21 protein-coding genes are annotated in these 24,830 nt (G+C 67.7%); all 21 read left to right on the top strand.

The window, feature by feature from the left end; translation table 11 throughout:
• Positions 1 to 139: 139 nt before the first annotated feature.
• The 21 genes from B5E42_RS15365 (at position 140) to B5E42_RS15465 (ending at position 24,805) form a co-directional block, all read left to right on the top strand.
• Entirely contained in the window at positions 140 to 505 is a 366-nt protein-coding gene (locus B5E42_RS15365) for a response regulator (protein WP_087241232.1), read from the top strand.
• On the top strand, positions 502 to 1,560 hold the full coding sequence (locus tag B5E42_RS15370; protein WP_087241234.1) for a hypothetical protein: 1,059 nt from the start codon (positions 502 to 504) through the stop codon (positions 1,558 to 1,560). Before B5E42_RS15365 ends, B5E42_RS15370 begins: the two co-directional genes overlap by 4 nt.
• The gene (locus tag B5E42_RS15375; RefSeq protein ID WP_087241236.1) at positions 1,478 to 1,894 is read left to right on the top strand and encodes a hypothetical protein; all 417 of its coding nucleotides are present in this window, start codon (positions 1,478 to 1,480) and stop codon (positions 1,892 to 1,894) included. Before B5E42_RS15370 ends, B5E42_RS15375 begins: the two co-directional genes overlap by 83 nt.
• Entirely contained in the window at positions 1,878 to 2,303 is a 426-nt protein-coding gene (locus B5E42_RS15380; RefSeq protein WP_087241238.1) for a hypothetical protein, read from the top strand. Before B5E42_RS15375 ends, B5E42_RS15380 begins: the two co-directional genes overlap by 17 nt.
• Before the next feature lie 121 nt (positions 2,304 to 2,424).
• The gene (locus tag B5E42_RS15385; RefSeq protein ID WP_087241240.1) at positions 2,425 to 4,191 is read left to right on the top strand and encodes a phage tail sheath subtilisin-like domain-containing protein; all 1,767 of its coding nucleotides are present in this window, start codon (positions 2,425 to 2,427) and stop codon (positions 4,189 to 4,191) included.
• Between the two features lie 41 nt (positions 4,192 to 4,232).
• The gene (locus B5E42_RS15390; RefSeq protein ID WP_087241242.1) at positions 4,233 to 4,712 is read left to right on the top strand and encodes a phage tail protein; all 480 of its coding nucleotides are present in this window, start codon (positions 4,233 to 4,235) and stop codon (positions 4,710 to 4,712) included.
• A gap of 87 nt (positions 4,713 to 4,799) precedes the next feature.
• Positions 4,800 to 5,159 (top strand): hypothetical protein, encoded by a 360-nt coding sequence (locus tag B5E42_RS15395; protein ID WP_087241244.1) that lies wholly within the window; start codon positions 4,800 to 4,802, stop codon positions 5,157 to 5,159.
• Positions 5,160 to 5,302: 143 nt separating this feature from the next.
• Positions 5,303 to 5,485, top strand: coding sequence for a DUF6760 family protein (locus tag B5E42_RS15400; protein WP_087241246.1), 183 nt, complete (start codon positions 5,303 to 5,305; stop codon positions 5,483 to 5,485).
• A gap of 19 nt (positions 5,486 to 5,504) precedes the next feature.
• Positions 5,505 to 5,984 (top strand): phage tail protein, encoded by a 480-nt coding sequence (locus tag B5E42_RS15405; RefSeq protein ID WP_087241248.1) that lies wholly within the window; start codon positions 5,505 to 5,507, stop codon positions 5,982 to 5,984.
• Between the two features lie 32 nt (positions 5,985 to 6,016).
• Positions 6,017 to 6,433, top strand: coding sequence for a phage tail protein (locus B5E42_RS15410; RefSeq protein ID WP_087241250.1), 417 nt, complete (start codon positions 6,017 to 6,019; stop codon positions 6,431 to 6,433).
• Complete coding sequence (locus tag B5E42_RS15415; protein WP_141242558.1) at positions 6,433 to 10,368, top strand: hypothetical protein; 3,936 nt, start codon at positions 6,433 to 6,435, stop codon at positions 10,366 to 10,368. Before B5E42_RS15410 ends, B5E42_RS15415 begins: the two co-directional genes overlap by 1 nt.
• A gap of 27 nt (positions 10,369 to 10,395) precedes the next feature.
• Complete coding sequence (locus tag B5E42_RS15420) at positions 10,396 to 11,130, top strand: LysM peptidoglycan-binding domain-containing protein (protein WP_087241254.1); 735 nt, start codon at positions 10,396 to 10,398, stop codon at positions 11,128 to 11,130.
• 30 nt (positions 11,131 to 11,160) lie between these two features.
• Positions 11,161 to 12,252, top strand: coding sequence for a hypothetical protein (locus tag B5E42_RS15425; protein WP_087241256.1), 1,092 nt, complete (start codon positions 11,161 to 11,163; stop codon positions 12,250 to 12,252).
• Complete coding sequence (locus B5E42_RS15430; RefSeq protein ID WP_087241258.1) at positions 12,249 to 13,034, top strand: phage baseplate assembly protein V; 786 nt, start codon at positions 12,249 to 12,251, stop codon at positions 13,032 to 13,034. The genes B5E42_RS15425 and B5E42_RS15430 overlap by 4 nt, the downstream gene beginning before the upstream one ends.
• Positions 13,035 to 13,065: 31 nt before the next feature.
• On the top strand, positions 13,066 to 13,485 hold the full coding sequence (locus B5E42_RS15435) for a GPW/gp25 family protein (RefSeq protein WP_242967183.1): 420 nt from the start codon (positions 13,066 to 13,068) through the stop codon (positions 13,483 to 13,485).
• Positions 13,482 to 16,400: a baseplate J/gp47 family protein gene (locus tag B5E42_RS15440; RefSeq protein WP_087241260.1), complete on the top strand. Its 2,919-nt coding sequence runs from the start codon at positions 13,482 to 13,484 to the stop codon at positions 16,398 to 16,400. The genes B5E42_RS15435 and B5E42_RS15440 overlap by 4 nt, the downstream gene beginning before the upstream one ends.
• 32 nt (positions 16,401 to 16,432) lie before the next feature.
• Positions 16,433 to 18,505, top strand: coding sequence for a baseplate J/gp47 family protein (locus tag B5E42_RS15445; RefSeq protein WP_087241262.1), 2,073 nt, complete (start codon positions 16,433 to 16,435; stop codon positions 18,503 to 18,505).
• Positions 18,506 to 18,534: 29 nt separating this feature from the next.
• The gene (locus tag B5E42_RS15450) at positions 18,535 to 19,647 is read left to right on the top strand and encodes a phage tail protein (RefSeq protein ID WP_087241264.1); all 1,113 of its coding nucleotides are present in this window, start codon (positions 18,535 to 18,537) and stop codon (positions 19,645 to 19,647) included.
• Entirely contained in the window at positions 19,634 to 21,412 is a 1,779-nt protein-coding gene (locus tag B5E42_RS15455; protein WP_087241266.1) for a hypothetical protein, read from the top strand. The genes B5E42_RS15450 and B5E42_RS15455 overlap by 14 nt, the downstream gene beginning before the upstream one ends.
• A gap of 34 nt (positions 21,413 to 21,446) precedes the next feature.
• Positions 21,447 to 22,178: a hypothetical protein gene (locus B5E42_RS15460; RefSeq protein WP_087241268.1), complete on the top strand. Its 732-nt coding sequence runs from the start codon at positions 21,447 to 21,449 to the stop codon at positions 22,176 to 22,178.
• 5 nt (positions 22,179 to 22,183) lie between these two features.
• Positions 22,184 to 24,805 (top strand): hypothetical protein, encoded by a 2,622-nt coding sequence (locus B5E42_RS15465; RefSeq protein WP_087241270.1) that lies wholly within the window; start codon positions 22,184 to 22,186, stop codon positions 24,803 to 24,805.
• Positions 24,806 to 24,830 lie beyond the last annotated feature (25 nt).

Below are 24,830 nucleotides of genomic sequence, written 5' to 3' on the forward strand. Positions count from 1 at the left end.
TCCTGCGGTTCAGGAGAGAATGCCGGGCATTTACCGTTTGCCCCCGATTGGGCCCGTTCACGCCGATTTGATTGTGGCGCTGTGGGGGATGTGCTATAAGTAAGGTGTCGCTTCATAGATGGAGCCACGGTGGAGGAACATGAGGATTGCCGTATGTGAAAACAGTCAGGCAGCCGCGGAGAAGCTGCGCGAGTGGATTGTCCAGTACTGCGCGTTATACAGGATCCAGGCCACATTTCACTGCTTTCTCAATGCGGATGCGTTCGAGGCGTGGAAGGAGCCCGTTGACATCGTGTTTCTGGGCTTCGGCGGAAGCACGGGCTTTTATCAGGCCCGCCTGCTCCGGGAGCGGGATCGGCGGTGCAGAATCATCCTGGTGGATGACACGCCGGAGTACGCCGTGCGCTGCGTCCGCCTGCACTGCACCGACTTTATCCTGCGGCCGGTAGACTTCCGGCGGGTCGTCCAGAGTATGCGCCTGGCACTGGGAGGTGGATTCCCATGAACCGGATCTACATACGCCGCCGGACGGAGGCGGAGCCGGCGGGGTCGAAGGATCTCTCCCGAACCCTCCGGCGCCAGATGGCCTGGGCCGCCGGCACGGAGCAGTTTCAGCACCGGGATCCCCTCTATCACGTGACCGAGAGCTTCCAGCAGACCTTCGACGCCATGGGACGCCGCCATGCGGCTCAGCTGGCCGGCGGAGAGACGGAGGAGCACGCCGGGGCGCAGCCCGGACAGCCGCAGGAAGAGGCCGGACAGATGCCGGATCCCACCTCGGCCCGGGGATTTTACGAGCGCAGCAGCCCGGACGACCAGGATATGCTCCGCCGCTTTTCCGAGACGGCCTTCCAGCGGGGAACCCTGTCCGGGGCGGTGCTCCAGGGCACGGGGCAGATGATGCTCTTTTCCTGCCTGAAAAAGACGGTGGGGCAGTCCCAGCCGGACAAGTGGCAGCAGCGCAAGCTCTTCGAGAAGGCATCCCCCGCCCGCAACGTGCCCGGCCACAGCCCGGATAAGGTGGTGTTCAACCGTGGCTTCACCGACAGCGCGGTGGGCCTGGTGGTGGACACCCTCCGGGGGGCCCGCCGCACGGTGGAGGACATGCGGGATCTTGCCCTGGGCAAGAGTGAGATGGGGGAACAGGGGGCGGACACCCTGCGCACCATGTACCCCTTCCTGGATGACAGCAGGGAGCGGGCGCTGCTGGAGCAGTACCGGGGGCAGCTCCGGGACGCGTCAAGCGCGGACGAGAAGGCGGCCCTCCAGACCGCCGCTGCCAGGATGGAGGCCATGGTTGCCAAAAAGGCCCAGATGCGCCAGGAGTTTGCCAACAAGCTCAGCTTCCTCGCGGATCGGGCCACCGAGGCGCTGGAGGCGTTCAGTGAGCCGGGCTTTTCCGGGGCGCTGGATCAGGCTCTGCGGGAGGCGGTGGGGGCGGAGGAGCCCCCGCCCGAGGACGGAGAGGGGGCGGCGGATGGAGCAGCAGTGGAGCCCGGAGAGGGCCCGGCAGGAGACGGAGCACCGGGAGCAGACGGAGCAGATCCGCCGCCAGCCTGAACGGGAACGCATCAGCAGCGCGGGACAGGCCGCCCGGGCGGTGCTGGCGGGCGCCCCTGTGTGGGAGCTGCCGCCGAACCGGCTGGAGGAGCTGGCCGGCTGGCTGGGCAACCAGGGCATGAACGCCCTGCTGGAGGCCGGGGCTCCCGCACCGGCGCGGGCCCGGTTCCTGCCGCCGGACGGGGAGGTGGAGACGGTTCCCTTCCCGGTGCCGGAGATGCCCGCGGAGACCGTGGAGCCGCCTGTGGAACTGACTGTGGAGACCGCCGGCCGGGCCTTTGACCCGGCGGGGCTGACAGCGGAAGGAGGCGGGCCCCATGGCATGGGAATTTGACGCTCCGCCCGACGGGGCGGAGGAGCTGGCGGCCCTGCTGGAGCACAGCGGCGTGGACTATCTCCGGGAGGGGATGCGGTTCCGCTTCCGCTTCACCAGCCGGGGCTGTGCCTGGCAGACGGTGTGCGACTGCCGGGGGGCGCTGGTGCTGGTCTACGGGCTGCACCCGGCCCGGGTGGAGGCGCCGGAGACGGCGCTGGCTCTGTGCTCCCGGCTCAACGCCCAGGTCACGGAGGGGGGCTTCTTCCTCCAGGAGGGGCGGTTTGTGTTCCGCACCAGCGCCCGGCTCACCGAGCGCTTTGAGGCCCGGGAGCGCATTGCCGCCGCTCTGGAATACAACGCCGCGGTGCTCTCCTCTAGTTGGGAGCGGCTGGCGGCCGGGGCCCAGGGCCTCGATCTGACTTTCTGAATCCAACACGCGGCCTGCCGCGGTTTTGGAGAATATCAGCAGCAAGCAAAATTTTCACGATAGAAAGGAGGGGCGCTTCACGTCCGGCCCCCAGCCGATCCATGCGGCGTGAAGCAAAGACATGGCAGAGTATCTATCCCCGGGTGTTTACGTGGAGGAGTATGATTCCGGCGCAACACCCATGCAGGGCGTCAGCACCAGTACCGCGGGCTTTGTGGGCCTGGCGGAGCGGGGCCCGGTGATCGGGCAGCCTCAGCTGGTCACCAGCTTCGCCGACTACAAGCGGATCTACGGGGGCTATCTCAGCGATGCGGCCTACGGCGGCAACCGCTTCCTGCCCTATGCGGTGGAGCAGTTCTTCGCCAACGGAGGCGCCCGCGCCTACATCATGCGGGCGGTGCCCGGCGACGCCAAGGCGGCCACCCTCACCACCGGCGTGCTCAAGCTCACCGCCGCCAACCCCGGCGCCTGGGCGGAGGACATGCGGGTGACCATCGCTCCCGCCTCCAAGGCCAAGACCCAGGTTCTGGCCGTCAGCGGTGCGGATCTCACCCTGAAGAACGCCGACGGCTTCAACCCCGGCGACGTGGTGGAGCTGTTCGACGGCAGAACCGCTGCCCACGCCACCATCAAGAGCGTGCTTGACCGGGTGGTCACCCTGGACGCCCCCTGCACCCTGGACGTGGCCGACACCAAGGTGGGCACCGCCAAGTACATCAAGACCTGTGAGATCACCGTCACCGCCCGGCTGGGGGACAATGTGGAGACCTTCGAGAACCTCTCCCTCAAGCCCGGCGCCCTCAACAACATCTGCGTCAAGACCGCCAAGTCCGACCTGATCACCGTGGAGGTGCTGGAGATCAAGGCCGCCGCCCCGGCCCCCGCCAAGGAGAAGGACAAGGACGGCAAGGAGGCCCCCGCGCCCGCGCCCAAGGCCGCCCCCATCGTGCCCTACGACCTGTGCGGCGGCACCGGCAGCGAGCTGGTGCTTACCCTCCAGGGCGGCAGCAACGGCTCCGTTCTCACCGCCTCCTCCGACACCTTCCTGGGCAAGGACGACGGCCCCGGCCGGCGCACCGGTCTGCAGGCCTTCCTGGAGAACAGCAATGTGTCTATCATGGCCATCCCCGGCATCACCGCCCCCGAGGTGCAGGCGGCTCTCATCGGCTTCTGTGAGAGCAAGAAGAGCTGCTTTGCCATCCTGGATGTGCCCATGGAGCTGAAAAAGACCAACGACGTGGCCAACTTCCGCGACATGTACGATTCCACCTATGCCGCCATGTACCACCCCTGGCTGGAGATGTACGACGCCGGCGCCAAGCGCTCGGCCTATTTCCCGCCCTCCGGCGCCATGGCCGGCATCTATGCCCGCACCGACATCGAGCGGGGCGTCCACAAGGCCCCCGCCAACGAGGTGGTTCGGGGCTGCACCGGCCTGTCCTGCGCCTACAACGAGGGCGAGCAGGACATCCTCAACCCCATCGGCGTCAACCTCATCCGCGCCTTCACCGGCCGGGGCATCCGTGTCTGGGGCGCCCGCACCATCAGCTCCAACGGCCTGTGGAAGTACCTCAACGTCCGCCGCCTGTTCATCTATGTGGAGGAGTCCATCAAGGCCAACACCAACTGGGTGGTCTTTGAGCCCAACTCCACCGCCCTGTGGAGCCGTGTGACCCGCACCATCGAGGCCTTCCTGGCCACCTGCTGGCGGGACGGCGCCCTGGCCGGCTCCACCCCGTCCGAGGCCTTCTTCGTAGAGTGCGGCCCCACCACCATGACCCAGGACGACATCGACAACGGCCGCCTGATCTGCCAGATCGGCATCGCCCCCGTGAAGCCCGCCGAGTTCGTGATCTTCCGCATCACCCAGAAGACCGCCTCCGAGTGATCCCGCGCCACAGACTGATACAGAAAGGACGAAGATAAATCATGGCCATCAATTACCCCTACAGAGTATTTCGGTACCAGGTGGAGATCGATGGGATGCAGCGCGGGGGCTTCTCCGAAGTGTCCGGCATGAGCTCCTCCGTCGACGCCGTGGAGTACCGGGAGGGCGATGATCTGCGCAACACCCCCCGCAAGCTGGCGGGCCTGACCAAGTTCGGCAACGTGACCCTGCGCTGGGGCGTGTCCGACGACTCCGAATTCCTGGATTGGATCTACTCCGTCGCCCCCACCAACACCGCGCCCCCCACCGGCATGGTGCGGCATAACGTGACCATCACCCTCATTGACGACGCCGGCAACCCGGGCCCCTCCTGGCAGCTGATCAACGCCTGGCCCGTGGGCTACACCGTGCCCGATCTGAACGGCATGGGCGGCGAGGTGGCCATCCAGTCCCTGGAGCTGTGCCACGAGGGCCTGGAGCACATCCCCGGCGCCGTGTCCGGCGCGCCGTCTGAGATCTGATTCCGTGGATAGGTTCCTGACAGCCCACAGGCGGTTCCGCCTGTGGGCTGTGGGGAATCATCTGGGCATACCCAATAGGAGGACACCATGCAGACCGAATTTGAATTTGAGCTGCCCAAGGGCTATGTGGATCAGAACGGGGATCTCCACAAGCGGGGCACCATGCGCCTGGCCACGGCGGCGGACGAGATCCTCCCCCTGCGGGATCCCCGGGTTCAGCAGAACTCCGGCTACCTGACCATCATCCTGCTCTCCCGGGTGATCACCAAGCTGGGCACCCTGAGCGCGGTGAACACCCGCGTGATCGAGAATCTGTTCACCATGGATCTGGCCTATCTCCAGGACATGTACCAGCGCATCAATATGTCCGAGATGCCCCACTACCAGCTCACCTGCCCCCACTGCAACCAGCAGTTTGAGGTGCCGCTGGATTTTTTGCTGGGCTAGAGTGGGCTTCTGAGGAGAATGCCGGGTTCCCCGCCCTGCGGCTCCCGCCGCCGGAGACCGGGGGGGAGGGAGAGCACCCCTTCCCATGGCAGGGCATCCCCCGCCGGGAGGAGAGCCCGCTGTCCCTGAAGCACACCCGGGGGGTGTCGCTCTACCCCCAGGAGCGCCTCTACCAGGAGATGGCGTTTCTGGCCTACTATCTGCACTGGTCTAACGAGGCGCTGATGGCCCTGGATCACTGGGAGCGGCGGCGCTGGTGCCGCGAGGTATCCGCCATCAACAAAAAACTCAGCGGCGACAGCCATAAGAGCTTTGAACTGAGATGAAACGGCAGGTGAGAGATCCATGGCCATTTTATATCCGGAGCCCATTCAGGCCTTCCGGTTCCTGGTTCGGGTGGGTGACAGCGAGGAGATCTCCGCCGCCTTCAGCCGGTTTTCCGGCATCCAGATGCAGGTGGAGACCATTCAGGCCCGGGACGGCAGCGATGCCCGCGGCGTGAAGGAGTACACGCCGGTGTTCACCAGCTTCGCCCCCGTGACCCTGAGCAAGGGTGTGGTGGGGGACAACGAGTTTCTGGACTGGATGCTCTCCGCCTCCGCCGATGTGCACACCGGCCCCACCGGGGCCAACCTGCGGCGCACCATCGACGTGATCACCCTCAACGAAAAGGGGAATCCCGGGGTGATCTGGACTCTGCAGGGGGCCATGCCCATCGGGTATGAGCTGGCGCCCCTGGACAGCAGCCGCAGTGAGGTGCTCACCGAGAGCCTCACCTTCGCCATTACCGGCATGAAGCGAACCACCCAGCCGGGGACTGCCTGAGCCCCGGCGCCAGATGGAAGGAGGGACACCCCATGGCCATATCGGGCGCCTATTTTGACGTGGCCCTCATCGGGACGGGGGCAGCCCTCACCGGCGGCTTCCAGTCGGTCTCCGGTCTGGGCATGGAGGTGGAGTACGAGGTCTATACCGAGGGGGGGAGCAACTACCCCCGGTTTTTCTTCAAGAACACCAAGCCCGGCATCCTGGTGCTGGAGCAGGGGGTGGTCACCAGCGTGGACAGCGTCTCCCTGCTGATGGCCATGGTCAACCAGGGCATGTCCATCCCCCTGGCCGGGGCCATCATCCTCAAGGACAGCTTTGGGGTGCCCCAGCGGGAGTGGACGGTGGTGGGAGCCCACCTGCAGAAGTATGAGGGGCCCGCCCTCAACAGCAACCAGGCCAGCGTGGCCGTCAGCCGGATTGAGCTGATCCATAACGGGTGCTACTGATGGAATCCATTGCGGTGACAAAACCGGATATGGGCGTGCTGCCCCGGCATCGGCTGGCGCTGTCTCCCTTCGGCGCCCTGGCCCAGACCTTCGCGGAGGAGCTGCTGGCCCGGGCGGAGCGGGCGGAGGGGCGCTGGCCCTACGTGCCCCTGGAGCTGCTGGAGGAGGCGCCGCCTGATGCTGAGCCGGCACCGGCCCCGGTGTACCAGGTGGATCTCCGCCTGGTGCTGGAGGCCCTGCGCCGGGAGAAGGGGGAGAGCGAGCAGCGCCGGGCTGTGGAGCGCATTGTGGAACGGGTGCTCACGATTCGGGAGAGCCGCCCGGCCCCCCAGCGGAAGGAAAAGGCCGGGGAGGGCAGGGAAAGGCCCTCCCACACCTGGAATCTGAATCAGAATTTTTATCAGCTCATTCGTCAGGATAACCGTTTTCTGAATGGCGTCCGGCATCCGGCAGTCGAAAGCGGGGACGTGGAGACTCCCTGGCAGGCCCTGCCGGGAGATCTGGGACAGCAGGCCCGGGCGCTCTCCCGGCGGCTCCAGCGCCGGCGGGAGGGGGAGACCGTCCTGCCGCCGCTCAGCCGGGGACGGGAAGAGGACGGCGCGGCGTTCCAGTCCCGGCGGCTGGAGCGCATGAGCCCGCCGGAGGAAGTCCGGCTTCTGGAGCAGACGGCGGAGCAGGAGCATCCCGCCGGGCAGGCGGACGGCGCTCTGCAGGAGGCCGCCAGAAAAGCTGTGGAGCGGGCCGCCGATATCCTCCGAACCGCCGCTGTGAAGCCCGCCACTTCGGCGGAGGGCAGCTCCGGGCACCGGGAGGGGCATGTATCCGCCCGGCGGACGGAGCAGCAGATGCCGCTTACCACTGCGCGGGACATCCGGACATCCGGCCCGGCGGCTGCTGCGGAGGAACAGGACACTGCCGCGCGGGATATTCGGACATCCAACGCGGCAACGGCTTCGGCGGAGCAGGACACCGCCGCGGCGCAGAAGATGGTTCCCCCACCGGGGCTGGCCTCCGATGCAATGCGGGCCGGGGAACAGCCCGGCGCACTCCGGACAATGCCCGGGCCCGCTGGGGAGGAACTGGCCTATCGAGTGGAGGAAGAGCGCGGCGGCGAGGAGACCGGAGAGGGACAGACCGCCAGGCCTAACACCCCGTCCCGGCAGACGTCGGGCCGGGAGGCGGAGCAAAGCATCGCCCGCAGGGGCCGGGACAGAGAGGAAACCTCCGAGCCGGTGGTATCTGATGCCCCTGCCCGGCAGGCGGAGCGCCGGACGGCGCTCACCGCCGCGCGGGACATCCGAACATCCGGCACGGCGGCGGCTTCGGAGGAGCAGGACTCCGCCGCGGCGCAGAAGGTGGTTCCCGCGCCGGGGCTGGCCTCCGATGCAATGCGGGCCGGGGAACAGCCCGGCGCACTCCGGACAATGCCCGGGCCCGCTGGGGAGGAACTGGCCTATCGAGTGGAGGAAGAGCGCGGCGGCGGGGACACCGGAGAGGGACAGACCGCCAGGCCCAACACCCCGTCCCGGCAGACGTCGGGCCGGGAGGCGGAGCAAAGCACCGCCCGCAGGGGCCAGGGCAGAGAGGAAACATCCATGCCGGCGGCACCAGAAGCCCCTGCCCGGCAGGCGGAGCGCCGGACGGCGCTCACCGCCGCGCGGGACATCCGGACATCCAGTCCGGCAATGGCTTCGGCGGAGCAGGACACCGCCGCGGCGCAGGAGATGATTTCCGTGCCGGGGCTGGCCTCTGACGCGGTGCGGGCCGGGGAACAGCCCGGCGCACCCCATATAACGCCCGGGCTGGCTGGAGAGGAACTGGCCTATCGAATGGAGATGGAGCGAGCCGGTGAGGCCGCCGGAGAGGGGCAGGCCGCCAGGCCCGGCACTCCGTCCCGGCAGGAACCGGCCTGGAATGACGAGCGGGGGACAACCCGCAGCAGCCGGGGCAGAGAGGAAGCATCCGAGCCGGCGGCACCGGAGGCTTCTGCCCGGCAGAAATCGGGCCGGGAGGCAGAGCAAAGCACCGCCCGCAGCAGCCGGGGCAGAGAGGAAGCATCCGAGCCGGCGGCACCGGAGGCTTCTGCCCGGCAGGCGGAGCGCCGGACGGCATTCACCGCCGCGCGGGATATCCGGACATCCGGCACAGCGGCAGTTTCGGCGGAGCAGGACACCGCCGCGGCGCAGAAGAGGGTTCCCACGCCGGGACTGGCCTCTGATGTAGTGCGGGCCGGGGAACAGTCCGGCGCACCCCGCACAATGTCCGTGCCCGTTGGAGAGGAACTGGCCTATCGAGTGGAGGAAGAGCGCGGCGGCGGGGACACCGGAGAGGGACAGACCGCCAGGCCCAACACCCCGTCCCGGCAGACGTCGGGCCGGGAGGCGGAGCAAAGCACCGCCCGCAGGGGCCGGGGCAGAGAGGAAACCTCCGAGCCGGTGGTATCTGATGCCCCAGCCCGGCAGGCGGAGCGCCGGACGGCGCTTACCGCCGCGCGGGACATCCGGACATCCAGTCCGGCAATGGCTTCGACGGAGCAGGACACCGCCGCGGCGCAGAAGGTGGCTCCCGCGCTGGGGCTGGCCTCCGATGCGATGCGGGCCGGGGAACAGCCCGGCGCGCCCCGGACAATGCCCGGGCTGGCTGGAGAGGAACTGGCCTATCGAATGGAGATGGAGCGAGCCGGTGAGGCCGCCGGAGAGGGGCAGGCTGTCAAGCCCGGAACCCCGTCCCGGCAGAAATCGGGCCGGGAGGCAGAGCAAAGCACCGCCCGCAGGGGCCAGGGCAGAGAGGAAGCATCTGTGCCGGCGGCACCGGAAGCCCCTGCCCGGCAGGCGGAGCGCCGGACGGCGCTCACCGCCGCGCGGGATATCCGAACATCCGGCCCGGCGGCAGTTTCGGCGGAGCAGGACACCGCCGCGGCGCAGAAGAGGGTTCCCACGCCGGGACTGGCCTCTGATGTAGTGCGGGCCGGGGAACAGCCCGGCGCACCCCGCACAATGTCCATGCCCGTTGGAGAGGAACTGGCCTATCGAATGGAGGAAGAGCGGGGCGGTGAGGCCACCGTAATGAGGCAGGCTGTCAGGCCCGGCACTCCGTCCCGGCAGATGTCGGGCCGGGAGGCGGAGCGGGGCACCGCCCACGCAGGGCAGGCCCGGAGCATCCCTGGCACCGCTGCCCGGCTGTCCGGGATCGGGGCCTCCGCTTCCGGAACCTACCGCCTGGCGGAAGTGGGTGCGGCGGCACAGCATCCTCGCTGGGGGGAGACGGTCTCAGGGCGGGATATCCGCATACTTCCGGCGCTCCGTACAGCAGAGAGTACACCCCCGGCAGCCGGGCACTCCGCGCTTGCCGCAGAGGCGGCGCTGCCCGGGGAAGGGGCGGAGCTGGCCCACCGTGCCGGGCTGGAGATGGGTGCGGAGCCCGGCGGGGAGAGCCGTGCTCCATCCGGGCGGCAGCCTGTCCGGGCTCCGGGCGGCGTGTTCCGGGCGCCCTCCGGGGCCTCGGTCGGGCGCGGCGCGGAGCCGGTGGAGCTGACCTACGGCCCGGCGGCGCCGGCAGCGGAGCCCGCCGGGGCGCCCAAGCAGCCTCCGGCGGTACATGCGGCGGAGGAATCGGAATATGTCCAAAGCCTGCCCGACTGGGCCCGGCGCTTTCTGCGGGAGAGCGGCGGACAGGGCGGCCAATCCCACATGGGGACGGCCCGGGATATCTCCGCCCTGCCCAGGCCGACGCAGGGGGAGGAGACCGTCCAGTGGACGGCTCCCGGATACCGGCCCCCGGCCCCCATCACCTACCGGGAGAAAAACCGGGAGGCGGAGACAAGGCAGACCGCCGCGCCCCGCCTCAGTGAGGGGGAGCTCCAGCGGGCCGCAGACAAGATCTATCGGATCATCGAAGACCGCATCCGGCAGGAGCGCCGGCGGCTCGGCCTGTGACACCGCACTGCGGAAGGAGGAGACAGGATGTACATCGGTGTGCCCAATCCCAATATTCTGGTGCCTCTGGAAAAGATGAAGATCGAGCCGGAGGGGAAGTCCTCCTTCGAGGTGCTCTACAACCCGGAGAGCTACATCCAGGGCCGGGAGGTGAAGTACGCCCAGTCCCAGGGGGTGGCCACCAATACGCCGGTGATCCAGTATACCGGCGGCGGGGCGGAGGTTCTGCAGTTCCGCCTGTTTTTCGACAGCATGTCCTCCGGCAGCGAGGTGGGGGGCGGCCTGGTGGACAAGGCCAAGTTTCTGGGCAACAGCCTGCTGCCCTCCCTCACCAAGCTGATTGACGTGCGCACCTATACAAACAAGGTCTACAGCCTGATGGAGATTGATCCGGACAAGCACGTTCCGCCCCTGGTGAAGCTGAAATGGGCCTCTCTCCAGTTTGAGGGACACCTGATCAGCTGTCGGCAGAACTTTGTCCGCTTCAGCGAGCAGGGGGTGCCCCTGCGGGCCTGGCTGGACTGCGTCTTCCAGGAATACATCCCCCCAAAAAAGGCCGGACTGGCCCGGCCGCTGGAGTCGCCGGACACCACCAAATACCGGACGGTACGCCAGGGGGACTCCCTGTGGGCCCTGGCCGCCAGGGAGTACGGCCAGCCGGAGCAGTGGCGGGCCATCGCCGACGCCAACGGCCTGGCCAACCCCCGCCTGCTGCGCTCGGGGGCGCGGCTGGTGCTGCCGGCGCTGAAGCAGGAGCGGTAAGCTGTACCGCAGGAGAGGAGGGTAGCGCCGTTGGACAAGAGTTCCTATACCTTTCAGTCACTGAGCAGCAAATACGGGGATTTCCGCGGCCCTGCCTTCACAGTGAAGGTCAACGGGAAAGAACTCAAGAGCACGGAGGTGCCCCTCTCTGTGGAGGTGGATCTCTGCGCCGACGGCTCGGCGGGCGGATGCCGCTTTCAGCTGGAGGGCCTGTATGACTACGGGAAGTCCAAGTGGCTGGACGATCTGCTCAAGACCATCGAGGTGGGCTGTGAGCTGAGCGTCAAGGGCGGTTATGTCAAGCAGGAGGAGATCTTTTACGGCTACGTGGACGAATGCACCGTAGAGTACAGCGGCTACGCCCCGCCCCGCATCTCCGTGACGGGCATCGACGGGTTCGGCTATCTCATGAGCTGCCAGGAGCCGGTATACGGCGAGAACAAGCAGGCCAAGGCGGTGGTGCAGGAGCTCCTGAACAAGGTGGTCTCCGCCGGCTACGCCAAAAAGGCCACCGTGGGCAGCCTCAGCGGCTACAGCACCCCCCTGGTCAAGGAGAAGGTGGACGACTTCAAATACCTGAAGGTGCTGGCGGAGCGGTACGGCATGAACGTGTTTGCCGTGGACGGGGAGCTGATCTTCGACGATGTGCTCAGCGGGGGCAGCCCCATCCTGAGCCTGACCGTGGGCATGGGCCTGATGAGCTTCAGCCGCCGGGTGGGCCTCCAGGGCCAGGTGGGTGAGGTGGAGATCTGGGGCCGGGATGAGAAGCAGCACTTTATCAAGGGCGGCGCCACCCGGGTCACGGTCTGCGGAGCCGGTGACACGGCGGCCCAGCTTGCCACCAAGTTCAAGAAGACCTCCCTGCGGGAGTACAGCGAGTTTGTGCGCACCGATCAGGAGTGCGTCACCCTGGCCCAGGCCAGGCTCAACGCCCTGGCCATGAACTTTGTGGCGGGCTCCGGCACCTGTGTGGGCATCCCGGAGCTGATCCCCGGCCGCTTCATTGAGATCAAGGGCCTGGATGGGGACAGCGTGGGAACCTATTTCATCAGCAAGGTGCACCACCGGTTCAATCAGGAGGGGTACTCCACCCAGTTTGAAGTAAAGGGGGCCAAGGCGTGAGCATCGCAGAGGAATTTCAGAGCGCCCTGGGCGCGGCTGGCCAGAGCTACGAGCGGCAGATGCAGCGGCCGGGCCTGTCCCTGGCGGTGGTGACCAACATCAACGACGAGGAGAAGCTCAACCGGGTCAAATGCCTCCCCATTGAAAACGAGAACAAGGAGGAGACCGACTGGTGCTATGTCATGGCCCCGCTGGGGGGCAAGCAGTGCGGCCAGTTCTTCTTCCCCAATGTCAACGACCTGGTGGTGCTGGGCTATCTGGGGGGAGACCCCCACCGGCCCATTGTGCTGGGGGCCTACTGGACTACCCAGTTTCCCCCGCCCTATACCATCCAGGACGGCAAGGTCTATAACTTCTCCATCAAGACCCCCAACGGCACGGAACTGCTGTTTTACGACGAGCCCAAAAAGCAGAAGGTGACCCTCACCCTGCCCTCCGGCACGGTGCTTTCCATCGACGATGAAAACCAGGCGGTGGCTCTGAAGGACAAGGGCGGGGACAATGCCCTGACCATGGATCTGAAGGGCGGGAACATCGCCCTGAAGGCCAAGACCAAGCTGACCCTGTCGGCGGGGGACACCACCGTGGAGCTGGACGCCTCCGGCACCCTGACGGAGAAGGCCAAGACCAAAATTTCCATGGAGGCGGCCACCGTGGAGGAGAAGGGCACCGCCCAGGTGTCCGTCCAGGGAAAAGTGGTGGAGGTCAAGGCGGACGCCACCATGACCCTGCAGGCCTCCGGCCCCAACACCATCAAGGGGGCCATGGTCAACATCAACTGACAGGCAAGGAGCAAGGGAAGGAGGGGAGACGGTGAACGGGAAGGAATTTCTGGGCCGGGGGCTCAAGTTCCCGCTTCAGGTGGATCCCAGGACGGGCAAGCTGGCCATGGCGGATCAGGAGGAGGACATCCGGGAGGCCATCGGCATCATCCTGCGCACCGGGCGCGGGGAGCGGGTCATGCGGCCCGACTTCGGCTCCAATACCATGGACTACGCCTTCGCGCCGGTCTCCAGCTCCATGACCAGCTCCATCGCCCACGAGCTGCGGCTGAACCTGCTGGAGCAGGAGCCCCGCATCCGGGACGTGGAGATCACCTGTGACCAGATGGATCAGCAGACCGGCGCGGTGGTCATTCACGTGAGCTATACGGTGCGCTCCACCAACAACCGGTATAATCACGTCTATCCCTTCTATGTGACAGAGGGGTCGGAAGGGGGCGGCGCGGAGTGAGAAAACCCATTTTGGATCCCAGGAGCCGGGCGGATATCATGGCCCAGCTGGCCGCCCACGCCAGATCCTATACCCCTGAGTGGCGCTATGAGGGGGCGGAGGACGACCCGGGGGCCGCCCTGGCGGAGCTGTTCGGCGAGATGTTCTACCAGACGGTGGATCGGATGAACTCTGTCCCCGGCAAGCTGCATACCGAATTTCTCAATCTCACCGGCTTCCGCATGCCGGATCCGGTGCCCGCTGCCGGCCTGCTCCAGTTCACCGCCCATGACACGGTGGAGGAGCCGGTGCCGGTTCCGGCCGGCACCCAGGTGTTCGCCTCTGACGAGGAGGGGGAGAACATCATCTATGAGACGGAGCGGGCCATCCAGTCCACGCCCGCCCGGCTGGAGGACGTGTACTACGTGGACGCCAGGGCGGAGGTGATCCAGCGGCTGGAGCCGGGCCGCCCGCAGCCCCTGTTCACGGATACCGGGGGGGAGAACCTCCAGCGCCACCGCTTCACCCTGGCCCAGAACGACGTGCTCTCCCTCTCCGGCCCCTGTGAGGTGGAGGTGGAGCTGCGCATGGAGGACGGCCGCCCCGCGGCGGAGGCCGCCGGGCACCTGGCCGATCCGGAGTCGGTGCGGTGGAGCTTCCGCGGCGCCGGGGGGGAGATCCCCTTCACCGCTGTCCGGGCGGAGGGGAACGGCTTGGTGCTCACCTATGACGGGGCAGAGGCCTTCCTGCCGGACGAGGAGGGGAGGTTTGCCATTGCCTGTACCGGCGGCCCGGGCTGCGGCAGCCTGATGCTGGACGGAGTGCGGCTGCGCAGCCGGCCTGCGGGCAGGCTTCCTCTGGACGGGGTGTCCAACGGGGACATCCCCCTGGAGCTGGAGGAGGGGGGCTACCCCTTCGGGCGCCGCCCCACCCCCTACAGCCTGTGCTATTTCCGTTCCGACCAGGTGTTCCGGAAACGGGGCGCCCGGGTGAACCTGCGCCTGGACATCGCCCCCATTGTCACCGATCTGGTGGATCAGAGCCCCCAGTATCAGTTCAACCAGCGCATCATCGACAAGCGGGACGCGGTGGCCATTGTGCCGGACGATGTGTACGTGTCCCAGGTTTCGTGGGAGTACTTCAACGGCCTGGGCTGGCACCCGCTGGCGGTGACGGGCAGCCGGAATCCTTTCTCCTGCAGGCAGGAGGGGGAGCTGGAGGTGGTGTTTGACGTACCCGCCGACCTGTCTGAAACCGAGGTGAACGCCGAGAGCGGCTGGTACATCCGGGCCAGGGTGGTTCATGTGGAGAACGAGTTCTCCATGACGCCCCGGTGGGTGGTGCCCTTCCTGAAAGGCGCGGGGTGCGTCTGGGCCTATGACGCGGGAGTGCCGGTGGACGCCTGCGCCGCCGAGAACAACGGGGAGACTGTGGAGCTGACCGACATCTCCCAGGTGGAGCGGCTCCACTTTCCCGCCCTGGTGGGGCTGGAGGAGCACCCGCGGGCCATGTATTTCCGGTTTGACCGCTCCCCCCACGCCATGCCTCTGTCCCTCTTTTTTGACACGGCGGGACGGGTGCAGCTGGAGGATAAGCTGCGCTTTGAGGCGTGGACGGGCCAGCGGTTTGAGCCGGTGCGCACGGTGGATCTGACCCGGAACCTGCTCCACCCGGGTTCCATGCTGCTCTATCTGCCCAGGCCGCTGCCGGTGCGCACCCTGTTCGGCGTCCCGGGCTGCTGGCTCCGCCTGTCCCGCAGCTCCTACCTGGACAACGGCGGCGGCTGGCCCTGGCTCAATGCCATTCATCTCAATGTTTCTGAGGCGGTGCAGCGGGAGCGGGCGGAGGAGGAACGCTTCTCCGCCGGGCCCTATGAGGCCTGCAAGACCCTGGAGCTGCTCCACAGCCCGGTGCTGGGGGCCCAGGTGTGGGTGGATGAGGCGGGCGCCCTGGCGCTGGCCGACGCGGAAAAGCTGGCGGGAGACCTCCCCGGCCGGGTGAACCTGGAGTGGGAGGGGGGCGCCCTGGCCCACTGCTGGGTGGCGTGGGAGCGCCGGGACGAGCTGGCTATGGCCGGGCCGGAGGAGCGCTGCTTCAGCCTGGAGCCCTATGAGGGCGTCATTACCTTCGGCGACGGAATACACGGACGGGTGCCTCCCCAGGGGAGGGAAAACATCCGGGTATCCTACTCCTTTGGCGGAGGCAGCCGGGGAAACCGGCCCGCCGGCGCGGTCACCGAGCTTATCGGCGCACTGCCCCGCATCAGCCGGGTGGAGAACCTGACCGCCATGAGCGGCGGCACCGAGCGCTTTTCCCCGGAGAAGGCGGACGCCATCGGCTCCCGGCGCCTGCGGCACCGGAACCGGGCCGCCGGGGCGCGGGATTTTGAGGAGATTGTCATCCAGAATTTCCCCCAGGCCCGGCATGTCAAGTGCTTCCCCGGCCGGGATGCCGCCGGGGCCCGCGCCCCCGGCCACGTCAGCGTGGTGGTGGAGGGGTGCGACCTGGACAACCAGCGGGTCACCGACGAGCTGTGCGAGCGCATTTACGACGAGCTCTCCCGGCGGTGCGACTGTGTGATGCTGGCGGAGGGCCGCCTGCACGTGGTGGGCTCCACCGTCATCACCGTCAGCAGCAGCATCACGGTGGAGATGGAAAACCCGGATCTGGGGGCCGTCACCCAGCAGGAGATCGCCCGCCGGCTGGAGGAGCTCATCAACCTCCGCTGGCGGGAGCGGGAGATCGGCAGCCAGCTGCGCATCGCCCAGGTGTGGCAGACGGTGCGGGACACCCCCAACGTGCGCCTGGTGCGCAGCATCCTGCTGGAGGGTCGGTACGACCAGTCCGGCGTGCAGCGGGTGGTGGCGCTGGAGGACGACAACGCATTCCCCTACGCCACCGTCAGAAGCGGATATCATTTTATCCAAGCTGAGTAAAACGAACACCACAGGAAGGGAGGGACAGCCCCGTGCTCAAGGCCCGGAATCTGGACGACCAGACCTATGAGGAGATTGTGCAGGCAGCGGAGGGCCGGCTTCCGTGGCTGTGTCCGGCCTGGACAGACCACAACGCCCACGACCCAGGCATCACGGTTCTGGAGCTGATGGCCTGGTACAAAGAGCTCCAGCAGTACCAGATGAATCAGTTCACCGACGGGCTGAAATGGAAGCTGCTCAAGCTGGCGGGGATATCCCCCCGGCCGGCGGCGCCGGCGGCCTGTGCGGTGGAGCTGGAGCCGGACGGCCCCGCTCGGCTCCCCTTTGCCCGGCTGATCACCCGGGAGGGGATCCCCTTTGAGCTGGCCGAGGGCGTGCCCGCCCGGAGGCCGGCGCTGGCCCGGGTCTGCGTGGCCCGGGAGGATGGGACGGCCGACGTGGGGGAGCTGCTGGGCGGACGCCCGATTACCTTCCGCCCCTTCGGCGGGCCGGGGGAGGCCCCCTCCGCGCTGCGGGTCGGATTCTCCCGGCTGGGGGAGGGGGCGCTGCGCCTGTGGTTTGAGGTGGTTCCCCCGGACGGCGTGCCGCGCAACCCCTTTGCCTCTTCCGGCCAGGCCCCCCGTGTGCTCCGCTGGAACTGCGAGGGGGCGGCGGATACGGCGGTGCTGCGGGACGACACCCACGGCCTGAGCGTCAGCGGCTATGTGGTTCTCCGGCCGGAGGGCGGATGGCCCGCCGGGCCGGACGGCCTGCACTGGCTGAGCGTCACCCTGGAGGATCCCGGCTGTGAGGAGAGCGTGCGCCTGTCCGGCCTGTCCGCGGGCCGGTGGCCCGCCCTCCAGCGGGAGACCTGGGCCAGGAGCCACTGGTTCCGGGCGGCGGCCGGGCCGGACTGGACGGCCCTGCTGGCGGATGCCCAGGCGAGGGACGGGGAGCTGGCGGTCTTTGTGCGCACGGCGGAGCGCTGGGAGCAGACGGATCGCTTGCAGGCTGCGGCCACCCAGGACGGGCGCCTGCTCCAGGCGGACACCTCCGCCGCGGCACAGGATGGAGGGGACAACGTGCTGGTGATCAGCCTGGACGCCGGGCACAGCAGCCGCCTTCTCTTTGACGCCCGGGGGCTGCCCGGCGAGACCTTTTTCCTGGATCTGGAGGGCCGCACCGTCCTGACAGAGGACTTCACCCTGCTGTGCGACACCCTGGATCGGGACGGAAGCATCCGCCCCGCCCTGTGGCGGTGCGTGGAGGATCTCCAGGCCTGCGGCCCCAGGGATCATGTGTTTACTTACGACTCTGTCCGGGAGACCATCACCTTCGGCGACGGAGAGCACGGGGCCCTGCTCCACCCGGGGAAGGGGGCGGTGCTGGCGGCCAGCCTGACCCTGTCCTACTGCGGAGGCGGCAACATCCCCGGGGGAGAGAATCTGAGCTTTGAGGAAGACGGCACGGCGGTGCGCAACAGCGCCGCCGGAGGCGGTGCGGAGCGGGAGACGGCGGGGCAGGCGCAGAACCGGCTCCTGCGGACGCTGAACACCACCCGGAAGTGCGTCTCCGCCGATGACTATGAGCGGCTCGCCGCGGAGACCCCCGGCCTGCGGGTGGCGGCGGCCAGGGCCCTGCCCGCCTATGATCCCGACGAGCCCACCGGCGTCAGCCGGATGCCCACAGTGACGGTGGTGGTGGTGCCCGACGGGGCGGGGGCGAGGCCCCTGCCCGACGGCCGCTTCCTGGCGGCGGTACAGCGCCAGCTGGACGCGGTGCGGCCCATCGGCACCCGGGTGAAGGTGGTGCCTCCGGTCTACGTGGAGCTGGAGATAACCGTCTCCCTGCGGGGCGGGGAGGATGGCGTGGAAGCGGCCATCCGGAGCGCTCTGGAGGCCTGGCTGGCCGGCTCCGGCATCGGCGGGATCCTCCGGGCGGGGGATGCGGCCGCCTGTGTCCAGGCCGCCCCCGGCGTCCTCCAGGTGCGGAAGGTGGATCTGCGTACCGCCAGCCCCGGCTGCTACCAGACCGGGGAGGGGGATATCCGGCAGCCCCGGCGGGCCATTCCAAAGCTCCGGGCGCTGCACGTGGAGCGCCTTCCGGTGGAGCGGATCGGACACTGACATGGTGAGAGAAGGAGCGTGAAGGAGGCATGGAGCCAATACAGGCCCAGATGGTATTCTGCTGCGCCGAACAGTGGATGGGCGGCCTGTTCCACCGCATTGAACCGTGGGGGGACGGGCTGCGGCTGGGCGGCACCGGGGCCGTCACCGGCGTGTACTGCCTGCCGGCGGTGGACAGCGGAGAGAACGGCTTTGCCTGGGATCGGGTGCTGGTGGAGGCCGACCTGCCGCCGGACACCGCCCTGCGGATCTACGCCCGCGCCTCCGATACCAGGCAGTGGGGAGACTGGGCAGATCTGGATCAGGGACTTCACAGCCTGGGGGAAGATCCTGTGCCGGCCCTGCGGGAAATCTTCGGCGCCCCGGTGGGGGAGAGCGGCGACTGCCTCCTCCGGCGGACAGGGCGTTATCTGTGGCTCATGGCGGAGCTGACGGCCACCGGGGCCGCCCGCCCGGTGATCCACGCCGTCCGCCTCTGGATGCGGGGGGATCACATGGTGGACTACCTGCCCGCCATCTATCAGGAGGACGAGTTTACCCGCCGCTTCCTCTCCGTTTTCAACAGCGTGTTCAGCGATATGGAGCATGCCATCGATGGCCTGCCCGGCCGGATGGACTACGGATATGCCCGGGGGGAATTGCTGCGGTATCTGGCCTCCTGGGTGTGCGTGGAGGGGGCGGACAGCGATGAGGTGCTGCGTGCGCGCATCCGCACCGCCCTGCCCGATTACGAGCAGCTCTACACCGTGGAGGGGGTGCGGCGGAGCGTGCGCCGCCTCACGGGAAAGGATCCCATTCTCATCGAGCACTTCCAGGTCTCCCCCAACCGGCCGGACTGCGCCGATCCGGAGCTCTACCGGCGGCTGTACGGAGAGGATCCCTACCGCTTTTTCGTTCTCCTGCCCGAGGACACCTTCTCCAGCCAGCGGGAGCGGCAGCAGTTCCAGCGGGATATGGAGGAGGTCATCCCCGCCGGCATGAGCATGCAGATGGTACAGCTCAAGCCCTGCATCCAGCTGGACTGGCACACCTACCTGGGGGTCAACTCCCGGGTGGGGGGCTATGTGCCGGCAGCCATTGACGAGCAGGTGACCATTCACTACGATACCACGATCGGAGGAGCCAACCATGAATCACGCTAACTTTTTTCCCTTTGAGCGCAACCGGTATTTCTACGGCAAGCTGCTCACCGTCCGGGATTTCGAGGTGGAGCAGCGCTATCACTGCTCCAAGCGGGCGCTGCTCAACCGGCTGCTCCACGGAGCGGGCGTGGTATGCGGCCTGGGGGTGACCGCCAGCGACGAGTCCACCCTGATGATCGAGAGCGGCGTGGCCCTGGACTACCAGGGGCGGGAGATTGTCCTGCCCGAGACCCTGTTCCGGAAGCTCCAGATGCTGGAGGGGCAGGAGACCCTGGAAGGCAAAAAGGACGCCTTCCTCTGCCTGTCCTATGCCCAGGAGGACGTGGAGCCGGTGAACGCCACCGGCGCCGACGCGGGGGAGGGGCAGCAGTTCGACCTGACCCGGGAGGGCTTCCGCCTCTACCTCACCGCCGAGCCGCCCGCCTACCAGAGCCTGCTGGAGGCTTCCGGCCGGGAGAACGTGTCGGTGCTCTACCAGAGCGACGATCTGATTCTGGTGCTCTCCGTGCCCGCCAACGTGTGCAGCGGGGAGGAGTTCCAGGCCAGCGTGCTGGTGGTGAAGAATGAGAATACTCCGCCGGTTCAGTTCACCCTGGAGGGGGAGAACACCTTTGTGGAGAGCGACAACGGCCGGGTGCGCCTGGCCTGGCGGGAGAGCCGGGAGGAGAAGCGGTGCGTCTATACCGTGGACTTCCCCCTGCGGGCCCGGGCCCTCAGTGATGTGGACAGCCAGATGTTCCCCGGCAGCTGTGAGCTCAATGTGGAGCTGGGCAGCCACCACTACAAGAACTACCTGACCGTGGAGGCCGCCGTCCACCTGTGCCGGGATCAGGAGGACTGCCGCATGCGCCGCCAGCGGCTGGACGATCTGGAGCGGCACCTGCGGGGGCGGGAGCTGCCCATCTACCTGGCTAAGCTGGAGCTGATCCACTCCGCCGGCGGGGTGTTTGTGGGCTCCGTCACCAGCCTGCCCTTCCAGCAGTCCGTCTCCCGCGAGGCGGAGCAGGGCGCGGGCGGCGCCGGGGACTTTACCGTGACCACCTCGGTGCGCAGCCTGGAGTACTGGCAGAAGCCGGACGTGAAGGCGGTGTACCAGCCCTCTGTCGGGGCGCTCCATCTGGACTTCGGCATCCCGTCTCCGGAGCAGTATGACTACGCCGTGGCCCACGGCACGGTGGATCTCACCATGCCCGGCGGCATCCGGGTCAACAGCCGGGTGTTCTCCGAGGAGATCGCCCACGGCCTGGGGGCCGGGGCGGTGGATGTGCGCCTGAGCGTGGAGTTTGTGGACAGCGAGAAGGAGGAGACCGCCCTGCTGTGCGGCAACAGCGAGGTGTTCAAGTCCAAGAACATCAAGCTCTCCCCCCCGTGGGTGGAGGCGGCCGCCGTGGTGTACCCGGAGCGGGGCACCATGCGCATCGGCCTGTGGCTCCACGACACGGTGGACGGCAACCTGGTGCGGGTGCACTACTTTGCCCAGAAGCCGGAGCGGGACACCAGCCGCATCCTGTCCCAGCGGCGGGTGAGCCTGTCGGTGACGCCGGAGTTCTCCCGGCTGAGCTGCCGGGGCAAGCTCCAGTTCCAGGCCGATGTGGTGGGCAGCGAGGACAAGAGCGTCATCTGGGCCGTCCGGGAGGAGAGCGGCGGCGCCATCGACCGGAACGGGCTCTACCAGGCGCCGGAGCTGCCCGGCACCTATGAGATCACCGCCACGGCGGGGGCGGATGAGAAAGTGACGGCCAGCGCCTTTGTGATCGTGGAATAAATCGGCTCCGCCGGGCGGAGAGGAGGGGAGAGGCTTGGATACCCTGCTGGTACGGGAGCGGTATAAGCTTGTCCGGGTGCTGGAGACCCGGGAGAACTACGCCTGCGCAGAGGCGGTGGACATCCTGGATCGGGAGAAGCGATCCTGTCTGCTCAATATCTACGAGGGGCCGCTGCTGCGGGCGTTCCTGCCCTGCTTCGACCGGCTCTCCGCCTGTCCGGAGTTCCAGGGAATGTTTCTGGAGGGGGAGAGCCTGGTCACCGTGTTTGACGACTGCGGCGGGGTTCCCATCGACCAGGTGTTCTACCGGGGGGATCGGCACAGCTGGCAGACCCGGCTGGACTATGCGGAAAAGCTCCTCTACCTGGCTCTGAGCATGGCGGACTTCCCCCCGGAGGTGAGCTGTGCCGCCCTGCTGTCGGAGAACGTGCGGGTGGACGAGAAGAGCAACACCCTCCGCCTGCGCTTTCGGGTGGTTCCCATGGAGGGAATGAATGAACGCGAGATGGTCTACCTGGCAACAGACCAGGTGCGCAAGATCCTGCTGCCCCGCTTTGCCTCGCCCAGGGAGGAACTGGAGTTCCTGGACGAGCTGGAGCAGGGGCTCTGCCGGAACGCGGTGCAGCTCTACGGCCTGTGGCGGGAGCAGGAGGGACGGATCCGGGCGGCCTATGAGGCGCTGGACAAAAAGAATTTCTTTCGGCGCTGGTGCGCCTTGCTGTGGGGGCGCGCCAAGCGGCGGGCCGCCCGGCGGAAGCGGAGGTGAGGAACGTGGCGGGACTGAAAAAGCTGGGAATATTCGTGCTGATCCTGGCCCTGCTGGGCTGCGGCACGGCCCTGCTGTTCTGGGATATCGGGGCGGACTGCCTGTCCGTCCTGCGCACCGGGACGGGAAGGGCGGAATATCTGCTCGCCGCCTCCGACGCAGAGGGCGGCATCTATGCCCTGGGCCGGACTGACCGGGGCTATCAGCTGGTGGTCGGTGATCAGACCGGCCGGCGAACCGGGGTATGGCGGCTGACGGCGGAGGGCCTGCCCGAGGAGAGCACGCCCGCCCTGCTCTACCCGGCGGCAGGCGGAGCGGTCTACCTGGGCCTCTACAACACGGAGGAGGAGACCCGCCTGGAGCTCTACCGGATCACGCAGGAGGGCGCGGCGGCGGAGCTGCTGCTCAGCGAGCCCTGCCCGGGCGGAAACCTCCAGGATCAGATGTCGGCCTTGACCCTGTCCAGCTTCTCCCAGGTGGACAGCGTGGTCACCTTTGCCCTGCTCCGGGGTGATACCGCCGAGTTTTACCAGCGAACCAGCGCCTCCAGCGGCCTGGAGCAGACAGAGAGTGTGGAGCAGCCCGGCCTGCGTGCCGCCCTGGCCCTGTCCGACGGCACTCTGGTGCTGGCCGCCGGGGACAGTCTGATCCGCACCGACCGGGAGCCCATCCCCCTGACGGACGGGGAGAATATCATACAGCTGACCCAGGCTGGTACAGGCGTTTACTACGTGGACGGTGCCAGTCTTGAGGTGTTTTATGCCGACTTTGCCGACTGGCAGCCCTATTCCTACCTGACCCTGGAAAAAGACGCCTACGATCTGGATGCATGCAGCGATCTGCATCTGACCCGGGACGGGGATGTCCTGCTGCTGATGGAGGGCCGCCGCCTGCTGCTGGATCGGGGAAGCGTGGTGTCGGATCTCAGCGGGATGCTCTATCGCCCGGCGGCCCAGTGCGGGCTGATCCTGGCGGGGATGGCCGCGGCGGTGGCGGCGGTCACCGTCTTGCTGTGGTACGCGGTGTGTGAGCAGCGCAGATTCCGTCTGCCCCTGCTGCTGCGCTGGGGCGTGCTGACGGCTGCGGCAGCCGCCCTGGGCGTGGGCATCCTGGTGCGGGGGGCGGTGCTCCCCGTCAGCCGGACGTCGGCGGAGCGGGAGGCCGCCGGGCTGACCGGCGCCGTCACCGCGCAGCTGCTCCAGACCCTCCCCATGGACGACGCGGAGCTCCCGGATCGCCTGGGAGACAGCCTGGCCGGGGCGGAGGGCGGACTCTATGCCGACACGGCCGTATCGGTGTATCGGGTGGACGAGAGCGGCGTCTGGACGCTGGAGCGGGACAATGCCGGCCGGGCGGCCGGCCTGCGGGCGGAGCTGAGTCCCAGCTTCGACCGAAGCCGGGCGGAGGAGGCCAGGACAGATGGCTCTGTGTTCTGGAGCCGCTCCCAGGGGGGCGAGACCCGCTATCTTCTCTACCGGACGGAGGGGGATCTCCTGCTGGCAGTGGATGTGGACGGGAGCGCCCTGCTGGAGCACGGGCGGAGCAGCTGCCGGTGGATGATCCAGGGCCTGACGGCGCTGGCCGTGCTCCTCACCGCGGTCTCCCTGGCCATTTTGTGCTGGATCACCATCGGCCTGCGCCGGGCGCTCCGCGGCATGGAGCGGCTGGCGGCGGGAGAGCGGGATGTGGCCGTAAGGCTGGGCGGCGGCGATGAGCTGACCAGCCTGGCCGACGATGTGAACGCCCTGTCCGCCGCCCTCCAGGACGTGGATCGGCAGCAGAGCGAGCTGGCCCAGTCCTACCGCCGGTTCGTGCCGGAGCGGGTGCTGTCCCTGCTGGGAAAGACCAGCATCCTGGAGGTGGATAAGCAGACCTTTGTCTCCCGCCACCTGGCGGCCATGATGCTCTCCTTCCACTTCCCGAACCAGGTGTATGAGAAGAGCGGACGGGAGCTGTTCGACAACCTCAACGAGGTCATCGAGCGCACCGCGTCCATCGTCAACAGCAAGGGCGGGGCGGTCTTCAACTTCGCCTACGACGGCTACGACGCGGTGTTTGAGGGTGGCAGCGCCGCGGCGGTGAGCACCGCCGTGGCGGTGCAGCAGGAGATCCTGGAGCTGAACCGGGAGCGGGAGGCGGAGGGACGTCCCCCGGTGGAGGTGCGCATCGCCCTGGACGAAGGGGACGTGATGCTGGGCGTGGTGGGCGACGAGAACCAGATCGAGCCCGCCTCCATCTCCGCCAGCTTCTCGGTGGCCCGCCATCTGGTGGCGCTGTGCGGCCGGCTGGAGGCCAACATCCTGTGCACCGAGGCGGTGCTGGACGGGGCCAGGGGCTATGGCAGCCGGTATATGGGCAAGTGCCTGGAGAGGGGCCAGCCCGTCCGCACCTACGAGATTTTTGACGGGGATCCCTACGACATCCGCAAGGTGAAGGAGGCCACCGGCAGCCGCTTCTCTGAGGGGGTCTACGCCCTGTACAGCCGGGATTTCTCCAAGGCCAAGCGCATCTTCCTGAGCCTGGTTCACCACAATACCGGGGACGGAGGGGCCCGCTATTACCTGTACCTGGCCGACCGCCTGGAAAAGCGGCCGGAGGAGGAGATCAGCCTGGATTCCGGCCTGTGACTGCGCCAAACTGGGGAGGTCTTGC

The sequence above is a fragment of the Flavonifractor sp. An10 genome (genome assembly GCF_002161215.1).
Classification (GTDB): Bacteria; Bacillota; Clostridia; order Oscillospirales; family Oscillospiraceae; genus Flavonifractor; species Flavonifractor avistercoris.

Coding starts and splice junctions, on each gene's coding strand:
- B5E42_RS15365 (WP_087241232.1), top strand. CDS start 140: ATGAGGATTGCCGTATGTGAAAACAGTCAGGCAGCCGCGGAGAAGCTG.
- B5E42_RS15370 (WP_087241234.1), top strand. CDS start 502: ATGAACCGGATCTACATACGCCGCCGGACGGAGGCGGAGCCGGCGGGG.
- B5E42_RS15375 (WP_087241236.1), top strand. CDS start 1,478: ATGGAGCAGCAGTGGAGCCCGGAGAGGGCCCGGCAGGAGACGGAGCAC.
- B5E42_RS15380 (WP_087241238.1), top strand. CDS start 1,878: ATGGCATGGGAATTTGACGCTCCGCCCGACGGGGCGGAGGAGCTGGCG.
- B5E42_RS15385 (WP_087241240.1), top strand. CDS start 2,425: ATGGCAGAGTATCTATCCCCGGGTGTTTACGTGGAGGAGTATGATTCC.
- B5E42_RS15390 (WP_087241242.1), top strand. CDS start 4,233: ATGGCCATCAATTACCCCTACAGAGTATTTCGGTACCAGGTGGAGATC.
- B5E42_RS15395 (WP_087241244.1), top strand. CDS start 4,800: ATGCAGACCGAATTTGAATTTGAGCTGCCCAAGGGCTATGTGGATCAG.
- B5E42_RS15405 (WP_087241248.1), top strand. CDS start 5,505: ATGGCCATTTTATATCCGGAGCCCATTCAGGCCTTCCGGTTCCTGGTT.
- B5E42_RS15410 (WP_087241250.1), top strand. CDS start 6,017: ATGGCCATATCGGGCGCCTATTTTGACGTGGCCCTCATCGGGACGGGG.
- B5E42_RS15415 (WP_141242558.1), top strand. CDS start 6,433: ATGGAATCCATTGCGGTGACAAAACCGGATATGGGCGTGCTGCCCCGG.
- B5E42_RS15420 (WP_087241254.1), top strand. CDS start 10,396: ATGTACATCGGTGTGCCCAATCCCAATATTCTGGTGCCTCTGGAAAAG.
- B5E42_RS15450 (WP_087241264.1), top strand. CDS start 18,535: ATGGAGCCAATACAGGCCCAGATGGTATTCTGCTGCGCCGAACAGTGG.
- B5E42_RS15455 (WP_087241266.1), top strand. CDS start 19,634: ATGAATCACGCTAACTTTTTTCCCTTTGAGCGCAACCGGTATTTCTAC.